Origin of the sequence: Wenzhouxiangella sp. AB-CW3, assembly GCF_014725735.1 — a bacterium.
GTDB lineage: Bacteria > Pseudomonadota > Gammaproteobacteria > Xanthomonadales > Wenzhouxiangellaceae > Wenzhouxiangella.
In genome coordinates this window covers 1,838,359-1,851,446 of the sequence record NZ_CP061368.1, presented here as the reverse complement: position 1 = coordinate 1,851,446, position 13,088 = coordinate 1,838,359, and the positions used below count along the sequence as shown (strand labels likewise).

At 60.3% G+C, this 13,088-nt stretch carries 7 protein-coding genes; 4 read left to right on the top strand and 3 right to left on the bottom strand.

Translation table 11 applies throughout. The features are described from left to right. Window positions 1-132 precede the first annotated feature (132 nt). The gene (locus IC757_RS08040; RefSeq protein ID WP_190976806.1) at window positions 133-780 is read right to left on the bottom strand and encodes an MBL fold metallo-hydrolase; all 648 of its coding nucleotides are present in this window, start codon (window positions 778-780) and stop codon (window positions 133-135) included. A gap of 108 nt (window positions 781-888) precedes the next feature. Between IC757_RS08040 and soxR the strand changes: the two genes are divergently transcribed. The 4 genes from soxR to IC757_RS08020 all read left to right on the top strand — a co-directional run bounded on the left by soxR (window position 889) and on the right by IC757_RS08020 (window position 3,569). After that, on the top strand, window positions 889-1,350 hold the full coding sequence (soxR, locus tag IC757_RS08035; RefSeq protein WP_190976805.1) for a redox-sensitive transcriptional activator SoxR: 462 nt from the start codon (window positions 889-891) through the stop codon (window positions 1,348-1,350). Window positions 1,351-1,467: 117 nt separating this feature from the next. Beyond that, the gene (locus tag IC757_RS08030; protein ID WP_190976804.1) at window positions 1,468-2,067 is read left to right on the top strand and encodes a hypothetical protein; all 600 of its coding nucleotides are present in this window, start codon (window positions 1,468-1,470) and stop codon (window positions 2,065-2,067) included. Further along, window positions 2,067-2,657, top strand: coding sequence for a DUF6036 family nucleotidyltransferase (locus IC757_RS08025; protein ID WP_190976803.1), 591 nt, complete (start codon window positions 2,067-2,069; stop codon window positions 2,655-2,657). The genes IC757_RS08030 and IC757_RS08025 overlap by 1 nt, the downstream gene beginning before the upstream one ends. Window positions 2,658-3,131: 474 nt before the next feature. Next, window positions 3,132-3,569, top strand: coding sequence for a universal stress protein (locus IC757_RS08020; RefSeq protein WP_190976802.1), 438 nt, complete (start codon window positions 3,132-3,134; stop codon window positions 3,567-3,569). A gap of 6 nt (window positions 3,570-3,575) precedes the next feature. Here IC757_RS08020 and IC757_RS08015 read toward each other — a convergent pair whose 3' ends face one another. Together IC757_RS08015 and IC757_RS08010 are read right to left on the bottom strand one after the other, a co-directional pair. Then, complete coding sequence (locus IC757_RS08015; protein ID WP_190976801.1) at window positions 3,576-12,065, bottom strand: GH36-type glycosyl hydrolase domain-containing protein; 8,490 nt, start codon at window positions 12,063-12,065, stop codon at window positions 3,576-3,578. Then, window positions 12,062-12,994, bottom strand: coding sequence for a universal stress protein (locus IC757_RS08010; RefSeq protein WP_190976800.1), 933 nt, complete (start codon window positions 12,992-12,994; stop codon window positions 12,062-12,064). The genes IC757_RS08015 and IC757_RS08010 overlap by 4 nt, the downstream gene beginning before the upstream one ends. Window positions 12,995-13,088: the final 94 nt, after the last annotated feature.

Below are 13,088 nucleotides of genomic sequence, written 5' to 3'. Positions count from 1 at the left end.
TCGATGCACTAATGCAATGGAGCTGTACTACCTACCTACGTAAGATCTGCTGCAGCGGGACACGGAGGCCGGCAGATTTCGCCAAATTGGGAGGCGGGGGGACTTGATCCCCCCTTGCTGACCATCGAGAGATTACAGATCCTTCAGTGTGCGGAGTGCCGCATCGACCTTGTCCGGCCAGCTACCGTCGGAGACATCCTCGAACCCCTCGTCGCCGGTGTAGGCGCTGCCGAACACCAGGTCGGGATTGAGTGTGCGCAACAGCTTCAGACTTTCGGCCAGGACGGCCTTGTCCTCCTCTTCATGGACGCCGCCGATAAATCCGGCGCGCCAGTGGTTGTCCGAGCCCAGGAACAGGGTGTCACCGGTAAACAGGTAGGATTTTCCGGTAGGCGATGCAACCAGGAAGCATGTGCTGCCGGGACTGTGGCCCGGCGTTGGAATCACCTCGATATTGCCCAGGTGGATGCCGCGCTGGTCGAAGACTTCATCGGGAGCGCGTACCTTGCTCCAGGATTCTCGTTCGGCCCTATGTCCGATCAGTTTGGATCCGAATCGCTCGGCGATGGTGTTGAGAGTATCTCCGAGTTCGTCTTCATGGCTCAGGTACTGCCAGGACACACCGCCCAGCCGGGCGATATGGTCCAGTTCGTCAGCATGACCTGTATTGTAGAAAAGCACATTGCCATCCGGCCGTGTGAGCAGGTAGGCGTGGGTTTTCAGTCCTTTGAACGGGCTGAAGCTTTCGGTTTCCCAGAGGTCGGGTCTAACTTGTCTCATGGTGGTTTCCTATCGTGATTGTCGATTGCGGAAACCCAGGCTAATAGTTAAAGTACACTTTACGTCAAGCTCCAGATGAAAATTGCAGTGAGCGCGGAAGGAAAGCGAATGGGTCAATCACGGATACGTCATGGAATGCTGGGCATCGGGCAGGTGGCCAGTCGCAGCGGCATCGCTGCCTCGGCGTTACGCTACTACGAGTCAGAGGGCCTGATACACAGCGAGCGCAGCCAGGGCGGGCAGCGTCGTTTCAAACGCGATGTGCTGCGCCGACTGGCGGTCATCAGGACAGCCCAGCGACTGGGCATACCTCTGCAGGAGATCAAGGCCGCTTTCGCCACGCTTCCGGCCCATCGTAGCCCCGGCAAGCGAGACTGGCAGCAGCTTTCGCGCAGTTGGCAGAAGCAACTTAGCGTGCGCATCGAACAGCTCACCCGGTTGCGCGATCAGCTCGACGGCTGCATTGGCTGCGGCTGCCTGTCACTGCAAAGCTGCCCGCTGCGCAATCCACAAGACATCGCCGCCAAGGCAGGCCCCGGAGCGCGCCTGTTCGAGGAGGTGGAGGAGTAGCTCGGCGCGCGCGTGGGGTCAGCAGATCGATTCTGCAACACGACCAAAAGACTGCATTGGGCTCGCCGCAACTCCGTATGGTTGCCCACCTACGCATCCAATGCGTAGAATAATCACATGAAGAACACGGCTCAACTTGAAGATCTGATGCTGCGCTACGGTTTGCGTCGGCGCGATGTGGCCGAGCTGCTGGGCAAGCCACTGAATTCGGCTGGCGGATACAGCAATTCGACGGTTGATCGCTGGTTGAGTGGCAGGAATCAGATTCCGGACATGGCCCTGGAACTGCTGGAGATGAAACTTGCTGACAGGGAAGGGCGCCCTGACCCGTGGCAGCGATTGATTCGGCAAACTCTGGAATATCGTGATCAGCGCGAGCTGGAAGCAGACTTGGCATCGGTTCTGGAGAGTATCGCGGGTGGGGAGTTACCGCGCACCCCGAAATCCTCGCGGCCATTGGCGTTGCAGCGCGCAGGGTACTTGCTGGAACTGATTGCGCAACTGGGTGGGCCTCGCTTCAAACCACAGCGGGATCAGCTACTCAATGAAGCCGCACGCCTGCAGGAACGGTTGAATGAGCGCACCGAGCCCGGCCCGCTTCGCTCGGGAGACGAAGTCCGTGGAGAGACCATGGATGATCTGGCACGCAAGTGGAAACTGACCAAGGGGGCCGATATTCGCAGATTTCGCCAACTCGCACTGACCGGTCACGTTTGATGCGGGATAAGCTTGAACAGGCGTTGCACACACTGGTTGACCGGATATCGGCTCAGGTGCGTGCGGGTCAGGAGATCGACGCTTTTCTGGCCGGCGGCGTTGCAACGTACCTGCATCTTCAGAAAGCAGGTGGTCAGCCGGCTGAATCTGCCAGGTATTCCGAGGATGCCGACATTCATTTTGGGCGATCCCTGATTCTCAGCGAACCGCCGGTCGTTGCATACGCGGACTCCGAGGGCAAGGAACGGTTACTGGCGCTGGATGGTAGTTACACCATCGACATCGGTCTACGGCACCCAGATTGTTTCGATGATGCCGAACTCCTGTTTACGAGTGCCAACAGCCGCATCCGGTTGTATCTCCTGAGTCCTTTGGACCTGGCCGTAACCAAGTCCGGGCGTTTCCAGGACCATGACAGGATGGACATCGAACTGATGGCGCAGGCCGGGCTGCTAGACGCAGAATCGTTCCGCCAACGTGCCACCGAGGCACTGGACTACATGGCCACCGATCCGGCCATGGTGCGTATCAATATCGATGAAGCGACGGAGTTGATCACAGAGTCATCGTTCAAACACAACCTAAATTAACCGGCCCAGGTCAGCGCGCTGTTCACGGTCGAGCTCACGCTTGATAGTGGCCACGCCCATACCGGTTCTACGCAGGATTTCCTTGAAATAGAAACTGCGGTCCGGCTGGCCGTAAAGGAGCTCCAGACTGCGTTTCGAGCATCAACCATTCGGATAGTCGCAACAGCTTGATTGCAATTTGCGCCCGAGAGTTCTCTCCCTCTGTCACTGTCAGAGTAGTTCGCATAATGTATATTATGTAAACTTGCGTGGGTGCAGGCGCAGCCGAACAAAGGCCGTCGAATCGGTGTGATCGCCTGGATATTGGTCGTTTTGGTGCTTTTTCATCGTGTTACATACTTTTTCTTATCCTGTTTCTTGATAGATTGTGCGCATATCTCCCGATATGATCGGTATCAACTTGGGCTGCTTTCATGGATGGCATACTCTCGTATATCGCATTAACTCACCTGCAACCGTAAGGAATCAAAAACCATGAGCAAGCAGATTGTTGTTGCACTGGATGGATCGGAAGGCGCCTATGAGGCACTGACTACGGCCAAGGGTCTTGCACAGGCCATGGGACGCGACCTGGCGCTTCTGTATGTCTATCCGCACACACCGGCAGTATCGGCCACCATGTCTGGTCTGGATCAGGTCACGCGCGATAGTCTTGAAGAGTTGAAGAAGGAATCCGGCAAGGAGGTGTTTGCCGAAGCCGAAAGTCGCCTGGGCTCGGGTCAGAAGGTGTCTGAACGGCACTTGCTTTGGGGTGACCCGGCCGAGGAGATCATCGAGTTCATGGAGTCGCACCCCGACACTCACCTGGTCATGGGACGACGCGGAATGTCGAAGATGAAGCGCCTGGTCATGGGAAGTGTCAGTGACAAGGTCGTACGCCATGCGCCCGGCCTGGTGACCGTGGTGTCCTGACCGTTCCTATTCAGGCTCAGGGACAACACGCACCGTTATCTCCCGATCGCCGGCCTCGTCGGCGATCGGGATCCGGTTGCTGGCCAGTTTGCGGCCCTTTTCGTAGATCGTGAGGCCGGGCTCGGTCCCCTTGCCCGGCTTTTCCTGCTCATATTGGATGCGGTAGGCGCAGCCGCGGACCTTGATCGTGACCGAACAGCTGTCCCAGTCCGGCGGCAGACAGGGGTCGACGACCAGCGCGTGGTGCTCGACTCGCAAGCCCAGCATGGCCTCGATGCCCGCACGATAAAGCCAGGCGGCGGCGCCGGTGTACCAGGACCACCCGCCCCGGCCGCGGTTTCTTCCCTGACTGTAGACGTCCCCGGCCAGCACGTAAGGTTCAACGCGGTAATGCCGGGCGGCTTGCGGGCTGGTCACTCGCTGTATGGGGTCGAGAATCCTGAATAGGCGGGCCGCTTCGTCTCTCCAGCCCAGACGTGCAGCGGCCCAGACGGCCCAGGTGGCAGCATGGGTGTACTGCGCGCCATTTTCGCGAATTCCAGGCGGGTAGCCCTTGATGTATCCCGGGTCGCGTGGCGTCTTGTCGAATGGCGGGTCCAGCAGCAAAATCAGGCGATTCCGGCCGTCGACCAGGCGTTTAAGGGCTGAGCGCATGGCTACCTGTGCCCGTTCACCGGGCTGGTCCGGGCCTAACACCGACCAGGCCTGTGCAATCAGGTCCATGCTGCATTCTTCGTTCCGGGCGGAACCAATCGCTGTGCCGTCATCGTAGTAGGCGCGGTGATACCAGTCACCGTCCCATGCCTGGGCATCCGCGCGCTCGCCCAACTGTCGGGCCAGGGCGCGGTACTGGGACTCTATATCGGGATCGTTCTTGTGGCGGCAGCACTCGGCAAAGTCCAGAAGCACCCGCATCATGAACCAGGCCAGCCAAACGCTTTCGCCACGTCCGGTGGTACTTATGCGGTTGAAACCATCATTCCAGTCGCCATTGCCAATGATCGGCAGGCCGTGCGGCCCCACGGTACTGGCACGATCGAGGGCTCGGCAACAATGCTCGTACAGGCTGCCGGCGCGTTCGCCCTCTCCATACTCTGCATAGCGCTCGACTTCCTCGGCAGCCAGCGGTTGACCGGACAAGTAGCGAACCTGTTCATCCAGTACGCCGGTATCACCAGTAGAACGCACATACCACGCGGTGACCAATGGCAGCCATAACAGGTCATCCGAGCAGCGTGTTCTTACGCCCCGCAATGGTGATTCATGCCACCAGTGCAGCACATCGCCTTCTGCAAACTGACGCGAGGCGGCCCGAAGAATCTGCTGACGGGTCACTTGTGGATCCAGCCAGACCATGGCCATGGAATCCTGCAGTTGATCGCGAAAGCCGAAACCGCCACTGGACTGGTAGAACCCGGTACGTCCGTTCAATCGTGCGCTGATGGCCTGGTAAGGCAGCCATCGGTTGAGCAGAAGATTGAATGAACTGTCGGGCGTGGAAACCTGCACGTTGCCCAGCAACTCTTGCCAGTTCTCGTTGAGCAGGCTGAAGCTTTTCTCGGCCGCGTCCTCGTCGGCCAGTTCCGCTGCAAGTTCCAGTGCCTGGGCGCGGGAATCGGCGTGGCCAAGTATGAAGACTACCGACAGGGTTTCGCCAGGCGGAATATCGAGATGTACCTGCAGGGCCGCACACGGATCGGTGCCTGGCTGCACCTGCCCACTCAGGCCGATCCGGTGCATGGCGGCCGGATCGTCGACATCGCCGCCCTGCCCCAGAAACTCGGTGCGGTCAGTGGTGAAACCGTGCATCGGCAGGCTGCTGACCAGGAAGGCATGTTTCGAGCCCCCAAAGCGGTCAAATCGATTGCGGGCCAGCAACACCTGTCTGGCAACCGAGATGCCGCATTCAAGATGAACGGCCGGTTCGCTGCGGCGGTTGCCCATGACCCATTCCAGGTATCGCGTGACAGTCAGTCGACGGGTCCAGTTGCAGTGGTTGGTCAGCTGCAGGCGACATACCCGCGCGTTTCGATCCGGGTCGACATGAACCCGGTAGTCATGAACCAGGCCATTGCCATGATGAACAAAACGAGAGTAGCCCATGCCATGGTGCACTCGATATTCGCCCTGCCCCGGTCTGGGGCCCGGCGTGGGGCACCAGAACAGGCCCGTTTCCTCGTCTCGAACATACAGCACATCGCCGGAGTCATCCAGCACCGGATCGTTGGACCAGGGGGTCAGTCGGTACTCGCTGCTGTTGCCGGCCCAGGTGAATGAGGCGCCCCGCTCGGTGACCAGGCAGCCGAAGTCAGGATTGGCCAGCACGTTGCACCAGGGTGCCGGGGTGACGGCACCTTCGGTCCAGTGAATGATGTATTCACCGCCATCCTGACTGAATGCCCCATAGCCATTGTCGTGCTGCAATTGTTCGCATGCTTCCATGGGCGGCGTGAAAGCCTGTGCATCCGGCGCTTGGCGACTGGGTACCAGCAGGGGTAGGTGCGCTCCGTCGCGCTGCAGTACCAGCTGCTCGGCGATGGGGGGTCCGCTGGCGTCCAGAATGACCGAGGCTGTTGCAATGAGGGCCTGGTATTGCTCGGCGGACAGTTCGCGGGCAGGAATCACGCTGATCTGCCCAACCAGCACTCGCTGAATGCGAGATCGGACCGACTCGCTGATCTCGCGCAAGCGGTCACGACTGGCCTGTTCGTAGCCACCCGCGCTGAGATCCAGCAGTACTAGGTCGGTTCGCTGACGACGACCGGACAGGAAGGTGTGGGCGGTGATCAGTTCCTCGATTCGCTCCTGGCTGTCCTTGCTGGTCACTTCCATGACAATGATGGGCCAGTCGCCCGAAATGCCACGCGACCACAGCAGTGCCTGCAGGGCTTGCGCGGGACTGGATTCAGCGCGGCGCCATTGGCGCTGTGGCGCATGCACGGCCGATGCCAGTCGCATGGCACCACGTATATTCTCCGGTGGCATTTGCAGATGATGGAGCTCCAGTCCGGTCTGCATTCTTGCCTGTTCGAAGATCCAGTCGATGCGAGCAATGGCCCGATAGCTGCGCATGGCGGCGAGCAGTTCGCGACGGGACCGCCCTGCCCCGACCAGCAGTCCCATCTCCACGCGACCATAAGGCTCGATTTCGATTTCCAGGGCCGTGGCCATTACCGGGTCGACGATGGCACCGGCGTTGGCACCCATGGATGCAACACCCTTTTCCAGGCCGGCTGGCCGTTGCCTGCTTCCCGCCCGCCCAAGGAACTGCTGACGATCTGTATCCCAGCCAAAACGCACAGGCTGGCCTGTCGGCGGCACCAGGGCGTGAGCGACATAGAGTGGACGGTCATTGGAGCTGCGCGGGCGACGACGGAACAGCAGTATCTGCTCTTCGTCGAGACACTCGCTCTCGATGAACAGTCGTGCGAATGCCGGGTGTCGCTCAAACTCGTCTGGCTTGGCCATGGCCAGTTCGGCGAAACTGGCGACAAGCAGGCGGCGCGGCTGATCGGACTCATTGCTGATGAGCAGTTTGCGTGCCTCGATATCATGTTGTGCGGCTACGCCCAACCGCATGCGGCAAAGTAGATTCTGACTTCGGCAACGAAACTCGGCGAAATGCGCACCAAATTGAACCTGACGATCAGCCGAGTCATTGCCTGCGGGATCAGCACTGATCGAAAACCCCTGATCCGCATCCAGGTCGTGCACGTACACCCACTGCCCCGACCGATTGGTCGTGACATCGGGCTGCCAGCGACTGATCATGATGCCCTGCCATTGACTGCCGCCGCCACCTGCAGCGTTGATAGTGATGCTGTACTGCCCGTTCGACAGCAAGGTGAAGTTCGGCACATCGGAACGTGGTTCGACAGACCAGCTCAGCGGGTCCGGTGCGACATGCGGTGCGCGAGACTTGCTGGCGCCAGAGGGGGTCGGCAACTCGGGAACCACGCGCGGCAAACGTTCGTGCAACAGCATGCTCACGCCAGCCACGTGTGGGTCGGAGTGAAAGCGGTGGACCATGATGTCGTTGTTCAGGTAGTTGGCGATGGCAACCAGCGCCATACCCTGGTGATGACTCATCCATGCCTTGACCACCCGCAACCGACGCGGCTCCGGCCGGGTGCGTCGACCGAAATCCAGTGCTTCATAGCAGCCGTAAAGCCCGATTCCCCGCAATGCCTTGATGCGGCGCAGGTTGTCGACCACTGCAAGCGGATCGAACGGTAGGGCCATGATGGATGAGTAAGGCGCAACCACCAGGCGCTCACCCAGATCACGCTTGAAACCCAGGCCAGGTACGCCAAAGGCGCGGTAGGCGTAAACCTGCTGCTCGTCAAGCTGATAATAGGCCGACTCGGAGATCCCCCAGGGGATCTGGTGTCGATCGGCAAAGCTTCGATGCAGATCGATGGCTGCCCGGCTGGCGTTATCGAGCAGGCTGCCGCTTGGAGTTTGCGCATAAAGCCTGGGCATCATGTATTCGAACAGTGTTGCGCCCCATGACATGAGAATGCTCCGCCCGTGGCGGCGGCGAAATGGACGCCCAAGAAACAGCCAGTGACGTGGCGGCACCTGCCCGTTCGCGATAGCCCAAAGGCTGGCGAGTCGCGCCTCGGAGGCCAGCAAGTCGTAGAAGTTGGGATCGGGCGTGGCATTGCTGACGTCATACCCGATGCGAAACAGGTGTCGCTCCTTGTCATACAGGAAGCGGAAGTCCATTTCCGCGGCCCATGCACTGGCTTGCCGGGAGATCTCCTGAAAATCGGATCTCAGTTTGCTTGCGACACTCTGGGCATGGTCAAGCTGACGCGCCAGCCGTTCAATAATGGTGCTCTGTGACTGATCCTTTACAGACTTGTCCTGCAACTGAGCGATCAGTGTCAGCACTCGACGTGAACGACTGACCCAGGTTGACAGGCGCCATTGTCCTTTCAACAGACTCAACAATTGCTGCCACTGTGGAGCAACGTCCGATTCAACCGAATCGCACACCTGCTCCAGGTCGGACAGGTCGTCAACCCATGGCAGGAGACATTCGAGCATATGGGTGGCACGGTGCGCCTGACTCTGTAGTTCATCGAGCCAGATTCGCAGCTCCCTGATGGCCTCGGCACTGACCACTACCTCCCGGTCCTCAGCCAGACCAATCACTTCATCGGCCAGGCGATCGAAGTATTGTTGCTGCCATTGCTGAAGCAATCGGCGGGTATCTTCCGGCCCTGCACCCGCCAGCTCCTGGCGTTGCTGGTTGATCAGCACCAGCAAGTGACGACTGCGCTTATTGGCCGGCACCGCGCCGGGTAATGCCTCCACGGTTTCTGCAATGACACCCAGCGTGTCCGATACCCCCTTCAGCAGTCGGGGAACATCCAGTGGCGAGACGATCAGTTCATCCAGACCCTGCGCCAGAGTGCTCAAGGCGACAGCGAGATTGCCACTGTCGACCGTGGACACATAGGCCGGCTCAAGTCGATTGAGGTCGCGCAGCTCGTACCAGTTCAACCAGTGACCACGGTGACGTTCAAGCTGCGCCATGCCATCCATCAGGTTGCCAAGCCATGCGGCCAGCGTCAGGCTGTCCAGCCAGCCCATGTCATGTGCCGCCAGCGCGGAGTTCAGGGCAAGACCGATATTGGTCGGCGAGGTCCGTTCAGCCAGCATGACCCGGGGGTCTTCCTGAAAGTTATCGGGCGGCAGCCAGTGCGTGTCGGGCCCGACAAAACGTTCGAAGAAAAGCCAAGTGCGCCGGCCGATGCGCCGAAGAAGGTCCCGGTCAGATTCAGACAGTACCGGTGCGGGACGGACACGAGTCTGGTCCACAACACCGGCGATCATCGGGGCAACCATCCAGCCCAGCAGCAATGGTGCGGCGGGCAGAAGAACGGATGGATTGAATAGCAAGATCCCTGTCGTGGTCAGCACTGCCAGCAATGGAGCAGTCCACATCTCGCGCCACAGGTGCCGGCGTGCACTGCCCAGACTGCGCTGGGTATGGGCAGCGCTGGTCCACTCAAGAAGGTGTCGCCGGGTCAGGCTCATGCGCAGCAGTGCACGTGCGGCCGCATCAAGCAGCATGGCGCTCTGATATGGCAGCAAGACCAGGTTAAGCAACCAGTACTGCAACTGGAGACGGAAGGCACGGGGAAACCGCCGCAGCCTGGGCCAGGCCGAACGCGGCGAGAATGCACCACGCCCGAATGCTTCAAGCCATTCGGTCAGCAAGCCGGGCCCCATCAACAGGGCAAACAGCAGCATCCAGACCCAGTCGATGCCGGGCAGCAACCCCGAGAGGCTCAGCAGTATCAGGGCAAGTACAACCGGTGGCTGCAGACTGCGACGCAGATTATCGATGATCTTCCAGCGATGCACCGGCCTGAGTGGATTTCTGCGCCAGCTGTTGTCGGCAACTCGCACTCGCTGCCTGAGCCATGGCAGCAATTGCCAGTCGCCCCGTGTCCAGCGATGCTGCCGACGCATGAACGCCACGACACTGGCCGGAAACTGCTCCATCAGAACGATATCGGAGGCCAGACCGACACGCGCATGAACGCCTTCGAGCAGATCATGACTGAGCAGGGAGTTATCGGGGATTCTGCCGGCCAGGGTATGTTCGACTGCGCGCCAGTCGTATATGCCCTTGCCGGTGAAAATACCTTCGCCGAACAGGTCGTGGTAGACGTCCGAGCTGGCATGGGTATACAGGTCCATGGTGGTGTCACCGGAGAAGATCCGGGTGAACAGCGTTGCCATGGTGGTGTCGGGGTCGACCTCCAGCCGCGGCTGGATAATGCCGTAGCCCGCCTTGAGCATACGGCTTTCATTGTCGTAAACCGCATGGCTGAGCGGGTGGGCAAGTGTCCCAACCAACTGGCGAGCAGTACCCGGAGGCAGTCGCGTATCGGCATCCAGGGTCAGAACGTAGCGGATACCTTCCAGCAGCTGCTTTTCGCCATGGACCACGGAGTAGCTTGTGTCTCCATCACCTGCCAGTACGCGGTTGAACTCCATCAACTTGCCGCGCTTGCGTTCCCAGCCCATCCAGCAGCCTTCAGAGTCGTTCCACAGTCGCTGCCGCGACATGAACACGAAGCGATCGCCGTACTGACGATTCAGGCGACGGATACAGGCCATGCAACGCTTGAGAATGTGTGCATCCGCCGGGGTTTCGGGCTGGTCGGCATCGCGCAGATCGCCCAGCACGACATAGACCAGAGACGGGTCGTCGTTGGCCAGGTAGTTGACCTCCAGGCGCTCGAACACCGGTTCGACGTCATCCACGCCGGCAAAGATGACGGGGACCGTCACGGCCGTGCGGAATGATTCGGGAATGCCATTGGGTGCGAAATCCATGCGCGCCAGCGTGCGCGGCGGAACCAGCCAGGTGATAAGCCCGTTGGCCAACGCCACGGACAGTCCAATGACCGGCACCAGGGCCAGAAGCACCACGAGGACCAGGGCCCAGACGGGGCAGCCATACTGAAGCACGGACGCCAGGGCGGCAATGGGCACTGCCGAAAAGCCTGCAATCAGCGCGAAATAGATGCCCCCTGGGCGTCGCTCTGCCAGATCAAGCACGCGCTGACGCAAGCCGGGGCGAAACCCGGCTTCCCGACGCAGGCGTTCGAAGCCGCCGCCGATCAGCCAGTATCCAACATGTCGGTGACGCTGCATGCTGCTGCTGGCTGATTCACTGAGCGCGACCGCGCGCTCGGCTACAGCCGTTTCGGACAAGCTGCCGTAACGTGAAAGCTGCTCGACGCGGCGGCGGTATCGATCACGGGTGAGAAAATCCATGTCGGCATAAGCACCGGCCGGATCCCTTGCCAGTATGCGATCGACCCGACTGAGGCGCTCGAAAGACTCCGGCCAGTCATGCGCAGCCAGGGCCCGCAGCCCGAGTATGCCCCCGGCCACCGTGTCGATGATATCGACCCGGTCGCCCTGCACCGTGTCATCGATATCGGCCGTCAGCTCCTCGCCAACCTCGATCAGGTGATCAATGACACCCAGCGTGATGAAGGCGGGTAGCGCCCAAAGCTCTCCGATGGTCAACGCCCGGTGGTCCTGAAAGCGCTCGACGTTGCCTTCCATCCAGTCAAGCTCGACCGGCTCTCCGCCATGAGTGAGCAGAATCCGGGCCAGCGAAGCGACCAGCGGCTCAGTGCTTCCCTGTGAAACTGACACCTGCGGCAGACTGCGAACAAACCCTGCCGGCATGTCCGAACGAAGACCCGAGATGGCATCCTCGATGACATGGCGATTGTCCAGCAGCCACTCTTCGGCCCGGGTGACGGTGTGACCGGCAACCTGCAGGCGATCAATGATCGAGTAAATGCCTTGTAGACGCTGGCGGCGATCCTGCAACTGCAAGGGAACGGCGCGGGCGGTGACGACATTGCCAGCCTTCCGGGCCAGCTCTCGCAGGTCCCGCTCAAGGTCCGGCTGAACCGCGGTGGCGTTGGATTCAGGCGCCCTGTAGTCGCTCATTGCCCGCCAGCGCTGGTGACATCTCCATACTTCTCGATGGCACCCTGAATAACCAGGGTAGGCAGGCTGACCCTGGCCAGCAAGGTTTGAAGTATGGACTTGCGGCACCAGCCGTTGCGTTCACTTTCGCTCCATGCCGTAAGGACCATCAGGTCCGGGCTTTCCTGCCGGCTGACATCCCCAAGGCAGGTCACTGGATCACTGGCCACCTCGAGACGTGTTCGAACACGGTGTTGATTGCAGAAATGGTCCCTGAGCTCTTCCAGATAATTTGCCGCCACGCGCTGATTGCATTCAATCAGCCGCTGCCTGATCGACTCTTCCGTTTCGGTCAATGGTCTGCGCCTTGGCATCGATGGCTCGATGAACACGTGACACAAGAGGATCTCGGCATCCGTTCCAGCCGCCAGGGCTACGGAAATCTGTGCAGCCGCCTCCGACTTGTGGGTGCCGTCCAGTGGCACCAGGATGCGGCCGTAGGTCGATGCATCATTCCTCGCGCCCGATTCATTCACCAGCAGGTAGGAGACCGGGGTGCTCGACAGCACTTTGAACGCAGTCCCGCCATGGGGGAAGCGACTTTCGCCACCCGCCCCCCAGGAGGACATGACCACCAGGTTGATATCGTTGCGGCGGACATGGTCGGCAATGCGATCGGCCGGCTTGCCTTCCGTCAGTACTTTCCTGACTTCGACATCGTCCAGCCTCGTATCCGAGCCAAGTCCGTCAAGATAGCGCTCGGCCTCGGCCCGACGCAAACGCCAGTCGATGCTTTCGCTGCCGGTGCGCCCGTTGGCTGCGTCTCCGTCCAGCACCCTGAGCAGGGTCACGCGACTGCCGAACTGACGCGCGATGCGTCCGGCGTGCAGGATGGATTTCTCGGCATGGACCGATCCATCGAGTGGCAACAGAATCCGACTGAAAACCATAAGCCTGGCAGCCCCGGGATGTCACAGACTTCCATCCTAGGGAATCGGCCGGGTGCTGCCGTTGACTCAGATCAAGCCTGACGCACTTGGATCA